The organism is Chryseobacterium sp. S90 (genome assembly GCF_047444895.1).
Lineage (GTDB): Bacteria > Bacteroidota > Bacteroidia > Flavobacteriales > Weeksellaceae > Chryseobacterium.
Map to the genome: position 1 here is coordinate 63,474 of NZ_JBLGCX010000003.1, position 20,343 is coordinate 83,816.

Annotated in this window: 17 protein-coding genes; 12 read left to right on the plus strand and 5 right to left on the minus strand. The window is 35.4% G+C overall.

Translation table 11 applies throughout. The annotated features are described in order from the left end of the window. Positions 1-95: 95 nt before the first annotated feature. The 6 genes from queA to ACLMCG_RS10295 all read left to right on the plus strand — a co-directional run bounded on the left by queA (position 96) and on the right by ACLMCG_RS10295 (position 6,616). On the plus strand, positions 96-1,145 hold the full coding sequence (queA, locus tag ACLMCG_RS10270; RefSeq protein ID WP_047388096.1) for a tRNA preQ1(34) S-adenosylmethionine ribosyltransferase-isomerase QueA: 1,050 nt from the start codon (positions 96-98) through the stop codon (positions 1,143-1,145). 71 nt (positions 1,146-1,216) lie between these two features. Next, positions 1,217-2,251, plus strand: a complete 1,035-nt coding sequence (gene rlmN / locus ACLMCG_RS10275) for a 23S rRNA (adenine(2503)-C(2))-methyltransferase RlmN (RefSeq protein ID WP_047388102.1) — start codon at positions 1,217-1,219, stop codon at positions 2,249-2,251. Between the two features lie 72 nt (positions 2,252-2,323). Continuing rightward, positions 2,324-3,274 (plus strand): sterol desaturase family protein, encoded by a 951-nt coding sequence (locus ACLMCG_RS10280; RefSeq protein ID WP_413959462.1) that lies wholly within the window; start codon positions 2,324-2,326, stop codon positions 3,272-3,274. A 332-nt stretch (positions 3,275-3,606) separates the two neighbouring features. After that, a complete protein-coding gene (locus ACLMCG_RS10285) occupies positions 3,607-4,515 on the plus strand; it encodes a hypothetical protein (protein WP_413959463.1) in 909 nt (302 codons plus the stop codon). Between the two features lie 71 nt (positions 4,516-4,586). After that, positions 4,587-5,564: a polyprenyl synthetase family protein gene (locus tag ACLMCG_RS10290; protein WP_413959464.1), complete on the plus strand. Its 978-nt coding sequence runs from the start codon at positions 4,587-4,589 to the stop codon at positions 5,562-5,564. A gap of 257 nt (positions 5,565-5,821) precedes the next feature. Further along, positions 5,822-6,616: a hypothetical protein gene (locus ACLMCG_RS10295; protein ID WP_413959465.1), complete on the plus strand. Its 795-nt coding sequence runs from the start codon at positions 5,822-5,824 to the stop codon at positions 6,614-6,616. 208 nt (positions 6,617-6,824) lie between these two features. Here ACLMCG_RS10295 and ACLMCG_RS10300 read toward each other — a convergent pair whose 3' ends face one another. Next, positions 6,825-7,118 carry a hypothetical protein gene (locus tag ACLMCG_RS10300; RefSeq protein ID WP_047421833.1) on the minus strand — a complete coding sequence of 98 codons (294 nt, stop codon included), beginning with the start codon at positions 7,116-7,118 and terminating at the stop codon, positions 6,825-6,827. A gap of 138 nt (positions 7,119-7,256) precedes the next feature. Between ACLMCG_RS10300 and ACLMCG_RS10305 the strand changes: the two genes are divergently transcribed. After that, positions 7,257-9,689, plus strand: coding sequence for a thiamine pyrophosphate-dependent enzyme (locus ACLMCG_RS10305; RefSeq protein ID WP_413959466.1), 2,433 nt, complete (start codon positions 7,257-7,259; stop codon positions 9,687-9,689). A gap of 116 nt (positions 9,690-9,805) precedes the next feature. Continuing rightward, positions 9,806-10,543, plus strand: coding sequence for a class I SAM-dependent methyltransferase (locus tag ACLMCG_RS10310; RefSeq protein WP_413959467.1), 738 nt, complete (start codon positions 9,806-9,808; stop codon positions 10,541-10,543). Between the two features lie 41 nt (positions 10,544-10,584). On the opposite strand, the gene ACLMCG_RS10315 is transcribed toward ACLMCG_RS10310, so the two are convergent. Then, the gene (locus ACLMCG_RS10315) at positions 10,585-11,001 is read right to left on the minus strand and encodes a carboxymuconolactone decarboxylase family protein (RefSeq protein WP_413959468.1); all 417 of its coding nucleotides are present in this window, start codon (positions 10,999-11,001) and stop codon (positions 10,585-10,587) included. Between the two features lie 108 nt (positions 11,002-11,109). Then, positions 11,110-11,502 (minus strand): helix-turn-helix domain-containing protein, encoded by a 393-nt coding sequence (locus ACLMCG_RS10320; RefSeq protein ID WP_309433895.1) that lies wholly within the window; start codon positions 11,500-11,502, stop codon positions 11,110-11,112. A 165-nt stretch (positions 11,503-11,667) separates the two neighbouring features. Between ACLMCG_RS10320 and ACLMCG_RS10325 the strand changes: the two genes are divergently transcribed. Next, positions 11,668-12,729 carry an NADH:flavin oxidoreductase gene (locus tag ACLMCG_RS10325; RefSeq protein WP_413959469.1) on the plus strand — a complete coding sequence of 354 codons (1,062 nt, stop codon included), beginning with the start codon at positions 11,668-11,670 and terminating at the stop codon, positions 12,727-12,729. A gap of 216 nt (positions 12,730-12,945) precedes the next feature. Here the strand turns inward: ACLMCG_RS10325 and ACLMCG_RS10330 are convergent, their stop codons facing one another. Then, positions 12,946-13,110, minus strand: coding sequence for a bacteriocin-like protein (locus tag ACLMCG_RS10330; RefSeq protein ID WP_413959470.1), 165 nt, complete (start codon positions 13,108-13,110; stop codon positions 12,946-12,948). A gap of 172 nt (positions 13,111-13,282) precedes the next feature. Continuing rightward, positions 13,283-14,485, minus strand: coding sequence for an aminopeptidase C (locus ACLMCG_RS10335; protein ID WP_413959471.1), 1,203 nt, complete (start codon positions 14,483-14,485; stop codon positions 13,283-13,285). A 174-nt stretch (positions 14,486-14,659) separates the two neighbouring features. On the opposite strand from ACLMCG_RS10335, the gene ACLMCG_RS10340 reads away from it, so the two are divergent. The 3 genes from ACLMCG_RS10340 (at position 14,660) to ACLMCG_RS10350 (ending at position 20,341) form a co-directional block, all read left to right on the plus strand. Then, complete coding sequence (locus tag ACLMCG_RS10340) at positions 14,660-15,178, plus strand: RNA polymerase sigma factor (protein ID WP_413959472.1); 519 nt, start codon at positions 14,660-14,662, stop codon at positions 15,176-15,178. A gap of 12 nt (positions 15,179-15,190) precedes the next feature. After that, positions 15,191-17,506: a T9SS type A sorting domain-containing protein gene (locus ACLMCG_RS10345; RefSeq protein ID WP_413959473.1), complete on the plus strand. Its 2,316-nt coding sequence runs from the start codon at positions 15,191-15,193 to the stop codon at positions 17,504-17,506. 66 nt (positions 17,507-17,572) lie between these two features. Continuing rightward, positions 17,573-20,341: a hypothetical protein gene (locus tag ACLMCG_RS10350; RefSeq protein ID WP_413959474.1), complete on the plus strand. Its 2,769-nt coding sequence runs from the start codon at positions 17,573-17,575 to the stop codon at positions 20,339-20,341. The last annotated feature ends 2 nt before the right edge of the window (positions 20,342-20,343 follow it).

Below are 20,343 nucleotides of genomic sequence, written 5' to 3' on the forward strand. Positions count from 1 at the left end.
AATAATACTTGACAAAGGGGTGTTCAATGTCGTATATTTGCACTCCGAAAATTACACCTTGTAATTATAATAATTTTTAAACCGTAATTTAAAAAATGAAAACATCAGATTTTAATTTTGATCTTCCTGCGGAATTATTAGCAGAACACCCATCAGAGCACAGAGACGAAGCCAGATTAATGGTACTTGATAGAAAAACACAAACTATCGAGCACAAATTATTCAAGGATGTAGTGGATTATTTTGATGAGGATGATTTGTTTATCTTCAATAATACAAAAGTTTTCCCTGCTCGTCTTTACGGAAATAAAGAAAAAACAGGTGCTAAAATTGAAGTTTTCTTATTAAGAGAGCTTGATAAAGAAACCAGAGTTTGGGATGTTTTGGTAGATCCGGCAAGAAAAATCAGAATTGGTAACAAATTATTCTTCACTGAAGATGAATCTTTGGTAGCGGAAGTTATTGATAACACCACTTCAAGAGGAAGAACATTAAGATTCTTATTCGATGGTTCTTACGACGAATTCAGAACGAAATTAAAAGAATTGGGAGAAACTCCACTTCCAAAGTATATCAAAAGAGCAGTAGAGCCGGAAGATGCAGAAAGATACCAGACGATCTATGCTAAAATAGAAGGAGCTGTTGCTGCACCTACGGCTGGTCTTCACTTCTCCAAGCATTTGATGAAAAGATTAGAGATCAAAGGAATCAATTTTGCTGAAGTAACACTTCACGTAGGATTGGGAACTTTCAACCCAATTGAGGTAGAAGATCTTTCTAAGCACAAAATGGAATCTGAAGAGATCATCATCGATGAAAAAAATGCTGACCTTATCAACAGAGCGGTAGAATCTCACAGAAGAGTTTGTGCGGTAGGTACTACAACAATGAGAGCATTGGAAACTTCTGTTTCTTCAAACAAAAAGATTTCTGCTTTCAACGGATGGACCAATAAATTCATTTATCCGCCTCACGATTTTGGAGTAGCTACTTCAATGATCACAAACTTCCACACACCGAAGTCTACACTGCTTATGATGATTGCAGCATTTGCCGGAAAAGATTTCGTAATGCAAGCTTATGAAGAAGCTGTAAGAGAAAAGTATAAATTCTATTCTTACGGTGACGCAATGTTAATTCTATAAAAAAGATAATAGGTAAAAGGTGGCAGGTAGCAGTTATCCGCCACCTGCTACTTATAATCTACAACCTTACAATGAAAGATATCCGTATATTATCACTGGACCAGCTTAAAGATTACTTTGAGTCTTTAGGAGAAAAACCGTTTCGTGCGAAACAGGTCTATGACTGGCTATGGAGTAAAAACCTCCATTCGATAGATGAAATGACGAATCTTTCGAAATCTCTTCGTGAAAAAATTTCCGAAGAATATACAATTAACCCTGTTTCCGTAGATCTTCTTCAAAAAAGTACTGACGGAACCATCAAAAACGGAGTGAAACTTCATGACGGGCTGATGGTGGAATCTGTTCTTATTCCTACAGAAACAAGAACCACAGCCTGTGTATCTTCGCAGGTAGGATGCTCACTAAACTGCGAATTCTGTGCTACAGCAAAACTGAAAAGGATGAGAAACCTTGAAGTAGCTGAAATTGTAGATCAGGTAGCCCTGATTGACAGCCAGAGCAGAATGTACTTCGAGAGACCGCTTTCCAATATCGTATTTATGGGAATGGGAGAGCCGATGATGAATTACAAAAACGTAGTGGAAGCCATCAGAAAAATTACCCAGCCGGAAGGATTGGGAATGTCTCCAAGAAGAATTACCGTTTCTACATCCGGTATTCCAAAGATGATCAAAATGCTTGCTGATGATGAATTGCGTGTGAAACTGGCTTTATCCCTTCACTCAGCTATCGAATCCAAGCGTAACGAGATCATGCCTTTCTCTGACAAATTTCCGTTGACAGATATTATGGAATCTCTTCAGTACTGGTATCAAAAGACAGGTTCTGTCATTACTTTTGAATACTGTGTATGGAAAGGAATCAATGATGGGGATGAAGATATTAAAGCTTTAATCAAATACTGCAAACAGGTTCCTTCAAAAGTAAACCTTATTCAATACAACCCGATTGGTGACGGAAAGTATGACCAGTGTAACAAACAGGCGGAAGAAAATTACATCCGTCAGCTTGAAAATGCAGGCGTTACTGTAATGGTCAGAAGAAGCCGTGGAGGTGATATTGATGCCGCTTGCGGGCAATTGGCCAACAAAGCAACGGATTAAAATTTCCTTAAAAAAAATCAAAAATTCCTTAAAAAAAGGTTAAAACCCTACCTTTGCACAAATTATTTTGTGATGATGGATTTTCTTATGAGTGAGGATGGGCTGGAAAATGTGTATGCATGGGCTATCCCGCTGCATGCAACCGTTATTTTAGCTGAAATGATTTACAGCCACGTTTCAGAAGCTAAGCTATATAGTGGGAAAGATCTTGCTACCAATGTTTATTTGGCATTGATGAACTTTGGTCTGGACCTTATCATGAAAGCATTTGCCATGGGCGTTATGTTTTTCTTCTACAATCACAGACTTTTCTCATGGGATCTTAGCGTATGGTATCTGCTGGCCTGTTTTATCATCACAGATTTTGCCTATTACGTGCTGCATTATGTTGACCATCGTTCCAGGGCATTCTGGGCGGTACATATCACACACCACAGTTCAGAATACTTTAACCTTACAACAGGATTCAGAAGCCCTGTACTGCAGCCGTTATACAGATATTTATATTTTTCGCCGCTTGCATTTTTAGGATTCAATCCTTGGCATATTATGGTAGCTTACGCCATTGGTCAGGTATATGGAACCTGGGTTCATACACAGACTGTGAAGAGTATGGGATTTTTAGAATATATTCTTGTCACTCCTTCTCACCACCGTGTTCATCATGCATGTAATGTAAAATACCTCGATAAAAATATGGGAATGTGCCTGATTATCTGGGATAAAATATTTGGAACTTTTCAAAAAGAAGACCCCAATATTCCTGTAAAATATGGAATCTATCCTAAAATGCAGGACAACAGACCAGATACAGTCCTTTTTTATGAATGGAGAAAAATCTGGAAAGATCTTAAACAGCCCGGATTAAAATTCACTGACAGAATCAATTATATTTTCAACTCACCGGGATGGAGACATGACGGAACCGGAAAAACGGTAAGGCAATACCAGAAAGAATACTTCGCAAAACAGGCAAAAAAGAAAGAACAACAGCAAACTCAGGAAGAGCAGAAAACTGCTTAAACTTGTTTTTAAAATCAATAGAAATCTAATGAAAAACGGGCTATTTTAGCTCGTTTTTCTATTTTAAGATGAGAGAATAACAAATAATAAATCTCTTAAACTCTCCAACCCAAAATCAAGAATTTTTTTCAAAAGACTACATTAAATATTTAGATTCCTCCGGAATGACAAAGTGTGTGGAGAAATAAAGCGCTTAGTTGTTCAGTCCGTAGGAATCTATGTTCTTATAATCACAAATTCTCTCATTTACAAACCCTCAAACCCTAAAACTCTCAAACCCCGAACCTCACATCCCAACTCTCCAACTCAGAATAAAATCCTATTTTTGTTATATGAAAAAACTCTTTCTGATTGTTGCCCTCATCATTACTCAATCTGCATTTTCCCAGCAGACCGACTTTCTGAAAATAAAAAAATACAGGGTTAATTATCTGAATGATAAGATTGAAGAAACTTCCGGACTTGACATTTTAAACGGAAAATTATACACTTTCAACGATAGTGGAAATCCAGCCGAACTTTTTGAAATCGATAAAAATAATGGCGAAATCATCCGAACACTGAAAACCAATCTGATTAATAATGATTGGGAAGCTTTGGCTAATGACGGTGAGAATTTTTATATCGGAGATTTTGGAAATAATGTAGGAACAAGGAAAAATCTGATGATCTATAAAGTTCCTTACGAACGTCTTGATACTTCTATTAACATTAAAATTCCTGGCTCGGAAAGAGCTTTAGATGGAACGACAATTTCTTTTTATTATCCTGAACAGACTGAATTTATTTCCAAAAATACCAGAAATGATTTTGATGCAGAAGCCATGATCTATTTGAACGGAAAGCTGCATATATTTACTAAAGAATGGGTAGCAAAAGCAACCTCTCATTATATTGTAGACCCCAATATTTCAGAATTTCAAAAAGCAGAAAAGATTGAAACCTATAAAACAGGTTTTGTAGTTACAGATGCTTCCTATTTTGATAAAAAGCTCTATTTGGTGGGATATACCAAGAAAACGGAAGTCTTTTTAGATATCTTTACTGAAACGGAACCCGGGGTATTTTTTAAAGAAAAACCAAAGCACTATTACTTGGGAACAGCCCTTTCATTAGCTCAGATTGAAGGAATAAGCGTAGATGAAACGGGAATTTATATTTCCGGGGAAAAATTTAAATCTCCGCTGGGAACTACAAAACCCTCATTTTATTTTATCCCGAAAGATCAACTCAAAGATTAATTTGTCTTAAAATTGAGCGAAAAAAATTATCTTTGTGAGAATTAATAATTATTCACCCAGCATCGCAGATTGTGGCAAACATTGTAGAAGAGATTAAACGACCGATCAATGATGAAATGAAACTTTTTGAACAGAAGTTTTATGAGTCAATGCAGAGTAAAGTAGCTTTATTAGATAAAGTAACCCGTTTTATTGTTACCACCAAAGGAAAACAGATGCGCCCAATGTTTGTGTTTCTTTGTGCTAAACTTGTGGGTGAAGTCACAGAAAAGACGTATCGTGGTGCTTCTATGATCGAGCTGATTCATACTGCAACTCTTGTACATGATGATGTGGTGGATGAGAGTTTTAAACGTCGTAATTTCTTTTCAATCAATGCTTTGTGGAAGAATAAAATTGCGGTTTTGGTAGGTGACTATCTCTTGTCAAAATCAGTTTTATTATCAACAGACCATAAAGATTATGATTTACTTGGAGTAATTTCCAGAACAATCCGTGAAATGTCAGAAGGTGAACTTCTTCAGCTGGAAAAAGCGAGAAAACTGGATATTACTGAAGATGTTTATTATGAGATTATCCGCCAGAAAACAGCAACTCTGATTGCAGCATGCTGTGAAATAGGAGTTCTTTCCAATAATGCAGATGAAGCTTTGGCTAAGAAGATGATGGACTTTGGAACTTTTACAGGAATGGCATTTCAGATTAAAGATGATCTTTTCGATTATTTAAGCTCAAACGTGATCGGAAAGCCCGTAGGAATTGATATTAAAGAACAGAAAATGACCCTGCCTTTAATTCATACCCTGAAAATAGCTGGTGAAAAAGATAGAAAATATTATTTCGATACCATAAAACGATACAATAACAATCCCAAACGTGTAAAAGAGCTTATAGAATTCGTTAAAACCTCCGGCGGACTGGAATATGCTATTACGGTTATGAAAGATTTTCAGCAGAAAGCCAAAGATATTCTGGACGAATTCCCGGATTCTGAAGCCAGAAAATCGTTGCATATTATGCTTGATTATGTAATTGAAAGAAAATTCTGATAAAAAGAATTTTTTATCAGTCCCGGTTTTTATTCTCTTATTTCCTGTAATCCTGCATGGTTATTGAATTCTTATTATTGGAGAGAAAATAGCCCTATCTCTCAATAATTCAACGAGTTGTGATTAGGCTATTCTTTTTGTATTAGTAAATTACTGTAAACTAATATTTTGCATAACTCAAATAAAGTGTTTGTTAATAATTCATTGGGTTTCAATATAATTGTTGTTTATTTGTCATTACAAAAAAACAACAAATAATGAAAAAAATCCAGACAATGATGGTAGCGTGTGCTATCAGTTCAGGCTTTCTCACGTATGCTCAAGTGGGAATAGGCACTCAAAATCCCCAGACAACTTTTCATATTGACGGTTCTAAAGACAATCCTGCTACGGGAACTCCTTCAGTAACTCAACAGGATAACGATTTTAGCGTAACTTCTACTGCTAAAGTAGGGATAGGCACAACTTCTCCAAGTGAAAAGCTGGATGTGGCATCAGGAAATGCCCGTATCCGTAATATTAACTCGAATATAGGTATCGGGGGAACTGACAGGGTTGTTGTAGCTGATGCTACCGGAGTACTAAAGACTATAGATTTCACTGCTTATTCGCTGTTTCATGCGCGTTTAGCAGCTAACCAGAACATCAGTTCTTCTACAATTACGACTTTATTATTTGCTACACCGATAGCAACTTCTCCTTTCTATTCTTACAATGCAGGAACTGGCGTATTAACCTTCAATCAGGCTGGGAATTATCTGATAACGTTACAGGCAAGCTTTACCAATATGCCTGCGGATACTCAGTTGCTCATTGGCATTAGACCTGTACCGGATGCTAATTATCTGGGAAGAGGAAGCCATTATAATGCAGTTGCTTCTTCAGGAACGGTAGGTGAATTGATGAACTATACAACCGTAGTGGTAGCGCCCACAGCAGGATATCAGATCCGTTTTACAGCAGCTCCAAATCAAAATGCTACGATTATTGCAACAGAAACAGGATCTACAGGAAGTGGAAATGTTACCAATGTAACCGTTCAGAAGATATAATTTTATCTTTACTTTAATCAAAACAAAAGTGTTTTGTATAGGTTTTCAGAAAACTGGAAATATATACAGAACACTTTCTTTTTTTATATTCAGAATCTGATATTGCTTCAGTTTAAAAATAGAAAGAGCTTAATAATAAGTTCTCATATTTTCCTGCGATTATCCTTATATATTACCCTGAAATATAGAATTGAGCGAAAATTTTAAATTAAATAATTTTCAGAGTTACAATAATAACAGCTAGAACTATACAAAATAAAGCGATTAAAAATAAATAATCCGCAATACCTTCAAAGGTAGATTCGCGCTTTTCAATTTTCGTTCTGATAGCCAGAAAAGAAAAGAAGCAGCTACAGGCAAAAAGAATACAGGCAAATCCTGCAAATTCGTCCAAATACGTACTCTGACTGATCTTAGAAATTTTCAATGAGGTAATAATGATTAAAGAAAATCCTAAAAGATTGCTGGAAGCATTCAAAATGTGAGGTGACTTTTTTTCCATCATTTACAATTTTTATCAAAATAAAGCACAATTTTTTTTATTATCAAATTTTTAAAAAAGATTATTAAAAATTAAAATTAATTTAAAAAGTGTATATTAGCAAAATACTTGAAGATTAAAAAACTTTTTTACTTAGCTATGCAAACAACCTATATTGAAACACAGCAAATATCCTTTCAAGATTTTAAAAATCAGATACTTGAAGACTACAGGTTAGGAAGGATCTCTCGTGAAATGTCTTATCTCGGAAGGAGAGAAGTACTCACTGGAAAAGCTAAATTCGGAATTTTTGGGGATGGAAAAGAACTTCCTCAGCTTGCTATGGCGAAAGTTTTCAGAAATGGGGACTTCCGTTCAGGATATTACAGGGATCAGACTTTTGCATTGGCAATAGATGCCTTAACAGTAGAAAGTTTCTTTGCACAGATGTATGCAGATACAAGCGTGGAAAGAGAGCCTGCTTCAGCCGGAAGACAAATGAACGGGCATTTCGCAACAAGAAGTTTAAATGAAGACGGAAGCTGGAAAGATTTGACAGCTCAGAAAAATATATCTTCGGATATTTCTCCTACAGCAGGACAAATGCCAAGATTATTGGGATTGGCTCAGGCTTCTACAATTTATAAAAGTGTAAAATTTGAAGGTTCAGAAAAATTCTCAAGAGAAGGTAACGAAATTGCTTTCGGAACAATTGGAGATGCTTCTACAGCAGAAGGTCATTTCTGGGAAACTCTGAACGCTGCATGTGCACTTCAGGTTCCTATGATTGTTTCTATCTGGGATGATGGATACGGAATTTCAGTTCCTACTAAAAATCAAAGAGCAAAAGCTGACATCAGCGAGATGCTAAGCGGTTTCCAGAGAAAAGAAGGAGAAAATCAGGGATGTGAAATCATTCAGGTGAAGGCCTGGGATTATCCTGCATTATTAGATGCATATGCTAAGGCAGAACATTTTGCAAGAACAGAAAGTGTACCGGTAGTAGTTCATGTAATTGATGTTACTCAGCCTCAGGGACACTCTACATCCGGATCTCACGAAAGATATAAAAATGAAGAACGTCTGGCTTGGGAAGCTGAGTTTGACGGATTGGCAAAATTCAAAGAATGGATTTTGAACTACTCTATTGAGATTGATGGAAATGAAGAGGTGATTGCTACTGCTGAAGAACTGGAAGCTATTGATGAAGAAGCAAAAAAAATTGCAAAAGCTGGACAGAAAACGGCTTGGGAAAACTATCAGAAAGCAGTTTCAGAACTTATTCAGTCTATCTTACCTTTAGTAGAGAACCTTAAAGGGCAGAATGCTGAAGTTGAAACCTACATTTCTCAATTCAATAAGCTTGTTTCAAAAGCTAAAAAGGATATTTTCCATTTAGTAAGAAAAGCTTTACTGGTAACAAGAGGAACCAATTCTGCAGAAAGAAATCAGTTGATGCAGAAATACAATGAAGTTGCTGCAGTTGAAAAAGACAACTATTCATCTCACTTATACTCTCAGTCTGAGTGGAAATCTGAAAACATTCAGGAGATCAAGCCGGTATATTCCGACAGCTCTGAGGATGTTGATGGAAGAGTAGTGATCAGAAACAACTTTGACAAAATTTTTGAAAAATATCCTGAAACCTTAATCTTTGGTGAAGATACCGGAAATATCGGTGACGTAAACCAGGGATTGGAAGGAATGCAGGAAAAGTATGGGGCTTTACGTATCGCTGATACAGGAATTCGTGAGGCAACAATTCTTGGACAGGGAATTGGTATGGCAATGAGGGGTTTGAGACCAATTGCTGAAATCCAGTACTTAGACTACGTTCTTTACTGTTTACAAGGAATGAGTGATGATCTGGCAACCGTACATTACAGAACGAAAGGAGGTCAGAAAGCTCCACTGATCATCAGAACAAGAGGTCACAGACTAGAAGGAATCTGGCATTCAGGTTCTCCAATGGCGGGTATTCTTAACCTTTCAAAAGGAATTCTGGTATTGGTACCTAGAAACCTTACAAAAGCTGCCGGATTCTATAACACGATGCTTCAGGCTGACGAACCTGCGATCATCGTAGAATGTCTGAACGGATACAGATTAAAAGAAAAACAACCGGATAACTTAGGAGAATTTACCGTTCCTGTAGGGAAAATTGAAGTAACTAAAGAAGGAAAAGATGTTACTTTGGTCACTTACGGTTCTACATGGAGAATTGTAACAGAAGCTGCCAACGAATTGGAAAAACTGGGAATTTCTGCAGAAGTAATTGATATTCAGTCGTTGATTCCTTTCGATTTATCTAACGAAATTGCTGAAAGTGTTAAGAAAACAAACAGATTAGTCGTGATTGACGAAGATGTGGAAGGAGGAACTACAGGATTCATCTTACAACAGATCCTTGAAAAGCAAAAAGCATTCAGATACCTGGATTCTGATCCGTTGACGATTGCAGCAAACGATCACAGACCTGCGTATGCAAGTGATGGTGACTATTTCAGCAAGCCATCTGCAGACGATATGGTAGAAAAGATCTACGCTATGTTTAATGAAACAAATCCTCAGAAATATCCAGCGATATTCTAATTGGGATTTTAAATAAATTTTGAAACCGCTTCCTTTTGGGAGCGGTTTTGTTTTTTAGAAATGGACTTAAAATTTGTAAATTTGAGAATTGACCATCTTCTTTAAACACTAATTAAATGAAAATAACTCAGCTTGTAATCTTATTCAATTATAAAAAAATAGTACTTGGTATTTTGATATCATTATTTCTTTTTATAATGTCTTTTCAGATAAATTCATCACTATTGATCATATTATTAAGAAGCTTTGGGAGTCTTATTATTTTAAATATATTGGCTTCAATTGTTGCATCATATATTCTTTATGATAAATCTGATTTGTATGAACCGAATGATTTAAGAGAGTTTGCAGACTGGGAAAAAATTGAAAATGCTGTTGTAATTCATGCAAGCTTTGATCCTTTATCAGGAAAACTTGAGGAAAAATATCCAAAAATAAACTTTACGGTTTGTGATATTTACGGAAACAGGCATGAGCATGAAAGCGGGATTGAAGTTTCAAAAAAAGTGTTTCCTCCCAATCCCAGAGAAATAAGAATTTCACCAGATACTTTACCTTTTGAGAACGAATCTCAGGATGTTATTCTTGCAGTCACCGCACTTCATGAGATTCTTGATAATCAGAAAAGAGTTTTGTTTTTTAAAGAAGCTAAAAGAATTTTGAAAAAAGGAGGCCTAATCATAATATCTGAACAGTTTAGAGATATTACCAATTTTATATTCTTTAATATCGGAGCTTTTCACTTTTTAAGTCAAAAAGAATGGAAAGAATCAATTTCACCAGCAGAAATGAAAATAATAGAAAGTAAAAAAATCACTCCTTTTGCCAATATGTTGATTTTAAAGAAAGATTAAGTATAATTTTCATAAAATTACTTCTGCTGGTGCTATAAATTTTAATCCTTCTCAGCCAAGGTAATTCTCAGTTTATTCAAAGCATTCATCAGAGTTATACTTGCCGTAAGTTCTACAATTTCTCTTTCCGTGAATTGCTCTATCAGTTTTGATTTGATATTTTGCCAATCATCTTTACTGTAAATAATAGCTTCAGCCCATTCTAAAACAAGCTTTTGTTGATTATTGAAGGCATTGGTATGTTTCCAGCCTGGAAGTCTGTTAATGACATCCTGTTCAAAGCCAAAATCAGAGAGTTCTTTTGCATGATAGCTGCAGCAATAAGCACAGCCATTAATTTGAGAAACCCGAAGTTCAACGAGTGCAATTAATTTTTCGTCAATCCCGGATTTTCTAATGCTGTTGTGGGCTTTATACAGATTTCCAATGGTTTCTTTTGCAATTTCTTTGTAATTCATAATGAAAATTTTTCTGCAAATTTGCATCAGAAACACTTCAAAACCAATATACTTACTTTTTGGTTATACACTTACCTTTTTGAAAGTACAATTTAAAATAAAAGGCTATCAAACATTGACAGCCTTATTATTTTTCACATCTTCATTCAAAAAAGCGCAATCTTTATCTTCATGCGATCCTTTTACCTGATATTTAGCTTCCCATTCTTCCAGTAAATATAAAATTGGTAACAAGGCCAACCCTTTTTCTGTAAGAGAATATTCCACGCGTGGAGGAAGTTCTTTAAACTCTTCACGGATAACCAGTCCATCGGTTTCCATTTCCCTTAGCTGATCAGTTAATACCTTTCTGGAAATGACATTAATGCGTACTGCCAGTTCTCCAAAACGTAATCTCCTGTCTTTAATAACAAGAACTATAATAGGCTTCCATTTGCTTCCTAAAGCGGCCATAGCTTTACCCAGAGGACAGCTGTATTGCATTAATTCATTCTTTTTCATAAGAAAATCTTTATTTAAATATCATATGGAACCGGAATTTCATACGTTACTTTGATGTTACTAATGTAAGTTACTGCGAAGTTACCACTATTTTTTTAATAAAGGATACAAAAGTGAACTATTATTAGTTACTTTGTGTAACAATTATAAAATATAAATTTAAATATGAGCACATCATCATTATTTAAACCGTTTCAATACAAAAATTTACAGCTTAAAAATAGAATCGTAATGGCTCCTATGACCAGAGCACAATCTGACAATGGAGTTCCAACTCAGAATATCGCAGACTATTACGGGAGAAGAGCGGCTTCAGAAGTAGGATTAATTCTTTCTGAAGGAACTGTGATCAACAGACCGGGATCAAAGAACTTACAGAATATTCCTGATTTCTATGGGACAGAAGCTTTAAATGGTTGGAAAAATGTAATTGATACTGTACATCAGAATGGAGGTAAAATGGGACCTCAAATCTGGCACGTAGGAGATACAAGAATGTCTGAGGATTATCCTTTGGTTCCAATGGAAAAAGCTTCCACAATGACTATTGAAGATATTCAGGATACGATAGCACAGTTTGCAGCGTCTGCAAAATCAGCAAAAGACCTTGGTTTCGACTGTATTGAAATTCATGGAGCTCACGGATATCTTATCGACCAGTTTTTCTGGGAAGTTACTAATACAAGAACAGATGAATACGGTGGTAAAACATTAAAAGAAAGAAGCCGATTTGCTGTAGAGGTTGTGAAAGCCATCAGAGCAGCGGTAGGAGAGGACTTTACCATTATCATCCGTCTTTCACAATGGAAGCAGCAGGATTATAAAACCAGACTGGCATTTACTCCTAATGAAATGGAAGATTGGTTATTACCGTTAAAAGAAGCAGGTGTAGATATTTTTCACTGTTCACAACGTCGTTTTTGGGAACCGGAATTTGAAGGTTCTGATTTAAACTTTGCCGGATGGGCAAAAAAAATTACCGGACAGCCAACTATTACAGTAGGCTCTGTAGGGTTGAACGGAGATTTTCTTAACGCTTTTGCAGGACAGGGAACAGAAAAAACAGACCTTACAGAATTGATCAGAAGACTTGATAATGAAGAATTCGATCTTGTTGCGGTAGGAAGAGCTATTCTTCAGGACTACCAATGGGTAGAGAAGATCAAAGACGGAAATACAGAAGCTCTTCTTGATTTTTCAGCAGAAAGCATGGGCGTTTTATTTTAATATCAAAAATGAATAGTGAATTCGCTTCGCAGTCGATTTTTTAACAGCATAATTTATTGATTTGCGAAACAGAATTAACAATTCAATCTGGTATTAAATCAGCATAATTCACTTTATTTTATATTTAATTTTCACCTATTTATTAAAGAACCCGATTTCAGAATTTCTGAGATCGGGTTTTTATTTGTTTTTTTATAAACAGTTTTTAAAGCTATTTTATAAGAATCTGCATCCGGTTGCAGCTGGTTCACATGTCCAGTATGCAGGAACACCACCTTCAGCTTTGTGACGGCAGGCAACCGTATCACCTTCACACTGTGGTGCATTTCCTCCGCTGATTTTTTTCAATGTTGATTTTGTTAATTTCTTTAGATTTTTCATGTTAATTAGATTGTTGATTTATACAAATATAATATTTTTTGAAAATAAAACAATACTTTGCACTTAAATGTGAAATATATTCTAAAATAAACCCGCTTCCGGAATTTCGGAAGCGGGTTTTTAACAGATTTAAATATCTAAAACTGCCCTTTAAATGGCAGAAATGATTTCTTTACAAACCAATATTTTTGGTTGGCTTCAATTGCTTTAAGATACTTTTCGGGATTGCATTTTTGTGAACAAGAATTGCTGTTGATTTATATTCAACATAAGGTCTTGTTACGTAAATATATCCTGCAAAATCATTGGTTACTCCCCATGAGTTTTTCACCATATAATACTCTTTGCCAGTTTGGTCTTTTGCCAGACCTACGATATGCATACCGTGGTCATCCGTTGTAGAAAGATTATTAAGGGCTTTTTGGCGGATATCTTCAGTGATCGTTTTATCTTTTTTAGGCTCTGTAAACAAAGTCTGTTTGTTCTCAGCAGTAATCTGATCAAGATCCATATCAGGAACATAAGCCACACCGTTTTTGTAAGAGAAATAAGGTTCAGAAACGTCAGTTGCCCAACCTACAGAATATCCCTTATTTACTGCATTGTCGATGATCGCTGTAAGATCTTTCATCGGTACATTCCAGTCAGAATCATGGCTCCAGTTATCAGGAATCGGGACTACAAATTTCTCATAATAAGCATAGTCTTTGTAAGAAGATAATTCTACATAATCTTCAGCATTGATTCCTACTACTTCTTTTGCAAATGTTTTAGGAGTGTAGTTCTTCCCTTCATACGTAAAATTAGCAGGTACTTTTCCTAAATATTCATCAAGAATAGCATCTACAGAATCCATCCAGTTATCCGTCAGCTTTCCTTTTGAAGAAGCTTGAACAAGACTGTCAAGAACCGGCTTCAGTTTCCCCTGCATTTCCTTGAAGTTGTTGGTCGTTTGTCCTGCTTTTAATCCTGAATACACATCCTGGGGAACAGCTCCGTACTTCTTATACATATTGATTACGTCGTGAAGTTCACCTCCATCACCCCAACTGATCGCTCCATTATTTAAAACGTATAACTTCGCTTTATCATGATAAGAGTTTCTCGCTGTAAAAATTTCTGCAAGATCTACAGGTTTTTTGCCCATTCTCTGCATTTCAGATTCAAGGAATGAATTTCCTGAGTAGCTCCAGCAAGTTCCTGATGAACCCTGATTCTTTACAGAAGTTGCACCAACGTCTTTTAGCGTTGTGAACTGAAAATTAGCATTTTGTGATTGGTTGTTTTTTAACTTATTGATTAAGTCATCTTGGGCAAACATCATACTTCCTGCAGACAAAACAAAAAGTAATGATGCAATTTTGGCATTTTTCATTACTATAAAAAGATTATTTATATTAAGAGTCGTTGATAATAAAGATTTGTTACAGATGGAAAAGTTAAATTTGAAATGAAAAAAAATTACTTATTCACTATTTTTCTAAAAAATATAATCATGTTTCCAACCCCGGCAAAAGTTTCTGCATCTATAATAATATAACTCCTGACTATGGAACAAGAATTATTACTAGAATGCTATCGTAACGACCGCAATGCACAGCGGAAGGTCTACGAGAAAATGGCGGGCAGGCTTTACGCAGTCTGCAGACGCTATTTGAAAAACGACGAAGATATAGAAGAAGTATTGGCCGATACGTTCTACAAAATTTTCACGAAAATTACCCAGCTTCAAAATGCTGAAACCTTTGAAGCATGGGCCAGAAAGATTGCGGTGAACGAATGCTTACAGAAATTAAGATCTAATAAGGGATTACTGATTTCTCTTGAAGAAAATTTCATAGATCATTCTGAAGGAACCACAGAAAACCTTTCTCTGGAAAAAGATATTCTGAGTTTACTGAACTTCCTTCCTGAAGGCTGCAGAGCTATATTTAACCTTTTCGCTATTGAAGGATATCCTCATAAAGAAATAGCTGCCATGCTTTCCATCAGTGAAGGAACCTCAAAATCACAGCTCAATTTTGCAAGAAAAAAACTGCAGGAACTTTTAGTGAATCAAAACATTTAAACTTTTAGAACAATGGAAAATAATCATATAGATCAACAATTCAATGAAGCTTCCAGGCTTTCAGAAGAGCCAACTGTTTTTCCTGGTTTTGAAAAAGTATGGGGGGAAATTGAAGAAAAATTGGATAAAAAAGAAGAAAAAAAGAGAGTCGTTCCTATTTGGCTGCCGTATGGTATCGCCGCAAGTCTGGTGATTGGTTTAGGAGCTTTTTACTTTATCAATAAAAAAGAAACTGTAGAACCTTTACAACCTGTAATTGTAAAAAATACAACTTTAAGAGGTCCAATTAACAAAACAGATATTGCAAAAATAGATAGTACCATAAAGGATAATATCAAAAAAGAAGAGTTGCCTTTATCTGTACCTGTTCCCATAGCATATCAAACTTCATCAGTTGTGGGAATAGACCCATACAAAATGCATCCGAATTGTAATATACCGACAGTAAAAGCTCCTGATAAAATAACAACATCTTTACTCCAAATATACAATGATACTTTAAAAACAAAAGACATTGAAGAAGTTGTAGTAATGGGATATTCAAAAACAGTTAAAAATAAGACCATATTATCATCTTCAACAGCGATGATTGCTTCAACAGACAAAACACCTGTACATTCTCCGTCTGCAGTATCTTCATTGGTTGGAAGGGCTGCTGGAATAGAAGTCTCAACCGGAATTAAAAAGCCTGATGCAATATTAATTAGGGGAACAAGAAGCATAGATGGCCGTTCTGCCAACCCTTTGTATATTGTGGATGGGATTGTAATAGGCAGGGAATCTGAAATTTTGAATACCCTGGATCCTAAAAAAATAAAAGAATTAAAAGTACTGAAAGGGTTGGAAGCTACTGCATTATATGGAAGCAAAGCTAACAATGGAGTTGTTGTAATTACCACAAAAGGATTATCTACAGCAGAAATAGAAAAACTTAAAAAAGTTTCTTCAGAAAGTGCAGAGAAAAGATTAAAAGAAACAGAGGAACCAGAGAAAAAACTTCCTGAAGCAGGCCAGCTTACAGCAGGGGAAGTTAATGATTTTTCTAAGTGGGATTATTGGAAAGATATTGCTGTTCCTACTCTGGATCAGTATAAAAGTACATGGAAATTCTTCCCTGATAAAAGAATTTCAGTTCAGTTGGTCAATAGGGAAAAAAGGCCGATAATAGGTGAGAAAGTAAAACTATTGGATGACCAAAAGAATACAATTTGGGAAGCTGTCTCAGATAATCTGGGTAATGCAGAATTATGGATATCACCCATGATAGATGAAAAATCTGAATCAGGAAAATATTATTTATCTGATGGTTCAGGGCAGATCATAAGCAGTAATCTCAGAACTTTTAAAAATGGACAAAACCTTATTATCCTGAATAAACCCTGTCTGCAAAAACGTGTATTGGATCTTGCCTTTGTAGTGGATGCTACAGGTTCTATGGGAGATGAAATTTCCTATCTTCAATCTGAACTTTTAGATGTTTTAAAAAAAGTTGAAGGACAGCTTAAAAATACAAATGTAAGGTACGGATCTGTTTTTTACAGAGACCAAGGAGATGAATATGTGACCCAGAAATTTGATTTTTCAGATAAAGCAGAAGATCTTATTGGATTTATAAAAAAACAGAAGGCATCAGGTGGAGGAGATACGCCGGAAGCTGTTGTAGAAGCTTTGGAAGTTTCTGTTGATGAATTGAGATGGAGTAATGAAAATTCAACTAAAATTATGTTTTTAATTCTGGATGCACCACCACACCATTCAGAAGAGAATATAAAGGAACTTTATAGTAAAATAAAGGCTGCAGCAAAAAAAGGGATTACAATTATTCCTTTGGCAGCAAGTGATATAGATAAACAAACAGAATATCTGATGCGGACATTTGCCTTACTCACAAACGGAACCTATACATTTCTTACAAATGACAGCGGAATAGGAAACAATCACATAAAACCCACTATAGATTCTTATGAAGTTGAAAAACTAAATGATTTATTGTTAAGATTAATCCTTCAAAGAGCAATTTTACCGGAATGCAGCACAGGTATTTCAAATGATAATATTAATAAAAAAATGGAGAAAGAAATTGATAGTCAGTTTAATAGTAAGACTGTGGTATTCCCGAATCCAACAAAAGGTGTATTGCAGATAAAAACAAGTAAGCCAATTGAAGAGCTGTATATTTATGATCTTGCTGGAAAAATTATTATGATAAAAGAAAAGCTGCCGGAAGGTAAAAATACAATTGATTTAACTTATTATCCTCAAGGGGTTTATCTTGTACGTATTCTTGCCAATGATGTGTGGGAAACGTTTAAGATCATTAAAAATTAACTATCTTAAAAAAAGAAATTTCCACGGAAGTTTCTTTTTTTATATTTTTAAGCATACTAATCACTGATGAAAAAGAATTATCTGCTGTTGCTGCCATTTACCATTACTCTATTACAGGCACAAGATTCACAATTATATTACTCTGGAAAATTTTTAACAACTAAAGATAAAGCACAGAACTTTTTAAAGGTTTCTAATAAAAACAGTGGGGTTTATGAACTGACTGATGAGGAAGGATTTGCAATTATTGCTGCCAAACCTTATGATACCATTTCGTGGAACCAAGGCAAAAATACTCATGTTATTTCTACTTATGAACTCAGGGAATTAAAAGCTATTCTGGAAAATCAGACTTCCAATAAAAATGTAGAAAATATCTACAGTAAAGCCTATGACAGTCTGGTTTCAAAAGAAACAAAAGATGATTTCAGCATTGAAAAAACGAAGACCCGCTTAAGTAAAAGATCTCATTCGTATTTTGATCAGATAAGAAGAGTAAGACAAAAGAATGACAGTATTTATATTGTAAAAAGACTCGATCAGAAAACATTACTTTTTAATGGAAGCTTTACCACATCATTAGAGATTAAAAACAGAAATGCTATTCCCGGAACTCAAAACAAATATGTACAGGGAAGATCAGAAGGCGGAAATCTTGTCTGGAAAGGTCCTGAAACCAACGAAATGTTCAGTTTTGGACCAGATATTTCTACCTTGGGATTTGATGGTCTGGCTTATGAATATGATCAGAACGGAAGACTGATTCCCTGGATTGATGGGCTTCAGCGTGCCCGAAAATATGATAACAGTCTTTTTAAAACAACAGTAGGATACAACAATCAGTTGAATGTAAATGCTTTTATAAAAGAAGGTTACAATGAAAAAATCCAGTTGTCTTTGAATCTGGGCCAGCAGAAGAACCATATGTATTTTACAGATCAGTTTGATATTGCCAATACTTTTAAAGCCAAACTGAATACAGAACTAAGTGGATATTCCATTAATTTTGCTTTTAATTACGAAGAAGACAAAGCCACCAATACCAATAGAATAGGGCTGTTCAACAGAGCGTATCAGAATTCCTTGCTAACACCTGTTTCTTTTTCAAATGGCCAAAATACCCTTCTGAGTAATGGTTTACAGAGAAGTTACAGCAAAGATGCAGACAATCCTTCATTCCTTTTTGAAAAGGATAGTAAATACCACTATCAGAATAGGGATAGACTGTTTAGTTTTAATGTTGTTAAAAGTTGGGATGAATTTAAACTGAATGTCAGCCAGTCTTATGAAAGGAGCAATATCTGGAATAAAGACCAGTATAAGCCTTCTACTTATGGTTTCAGCAGCGGATTACTCAATGAAAGGGTACAAAACAACAGTTTGTATCATTCCAATATATTGGGTTCCTATGCATTAGGAAACTATGATTTTAAAAATACGTTCAGCTTGAATTTTATTCTGAACGATAGGAAATCGGATGTTTATAACAGTCTGACCCATCAGCAATACTTCTATCAGAGAACTTCGCAGGATCATATTTTTAATTACAATATGGATATCCATGATTATGATTTTGAAGCAGGTCTCAATCTTGGAAATTCTTTTTACATTTCCAATACCTCTCTGAAAAATACTTATTGGCTTCCCAAAGCTAATTTCTATGTGAGATTCAATAACATTTTCGATTGGTATAATTACAGTTTTAAACTGCTGGGAAGTTACACACAGTTGAGTTCCGAGCCGGAAATTACAAGATCATACGCTTCCTATGTAACAACTTTACTTAACGCACAAAACTACAATCAATACTTCCCTGTACAGGAAGTGGAAAGCTTCAGAGGTTTATCCAATATCAATACCAGAGAATGGAAAGTGGGAGCCAGTCTTAACCTTGGTTATAATATAAGTGTGGAAGGAGAATATTTCAACAGAAAAAATACAGATGATGTATTTCCTGTTTTTGAAAATAATCAGCTGAAAATAAAGAATATAGCGGATCATACATACAGTGGATATGAATTCAATTTTGCTTATGACCGTTTGCGTTTGGGAGACAACTTTTACAGTGTTCAGAAAGTGTCATTTTTCAAATATAAAGATATCGTAGACAGGATATCGTCCGGTTATCAGAATATTGCTGTTTCAGGATTTAAAGACATTTATAAAACACTGTCGGAAGGACAGGTCTTGGGAGCTGTCGTGGGAAGCTACTTTGAAAGAAATGCTCAAGGGCAATTAATCATTGATGAGTTTGGATTTCCCAAAAAAGCTGACGGAATGAAAATTATCGCAGACCCTACACCGGATTTCGTGATGAAATTCACTCATAGTTTTGCTTATAAAAACTTTTCCCTAGATATCAATTGGGAATGGAAAAAAGGTGGCCAGCTCTGGAACGGAACACAGGCGGTTCTCGATTATTATGGACGTTCTTCTGAATCAGGAGAAGACAGAAACATCAAAAATTATATTTTTCAGGGTGTACAGGCCAATGGAACGACAAACCAGATTCCGGTAGATTTCTATGACCCCAACCAGAATGTTCAGGAAAACCGCTGGTCCAGATATGGCTACCTTGGTGTGGCGGAAAACTATGTTCAGAAGGCAGATTATATAAGAATCAGCAATATTTCACTGTCTTCCAGTTTTCCGGTCAACTATGGAAAACAGAATATCAAACTTACTTTTTATGTGAATAATCTAATGCTTTGGCAGGCAAATAAAGGAGCAGATCCCAATCAGCATTTTTATGATATGGACAACGGAAGAGGGCTGGATTTTTTCAATCTTCCGTCTTTTAAAACATTTGGATGTATTGTTTCACTCAAATTTTAACC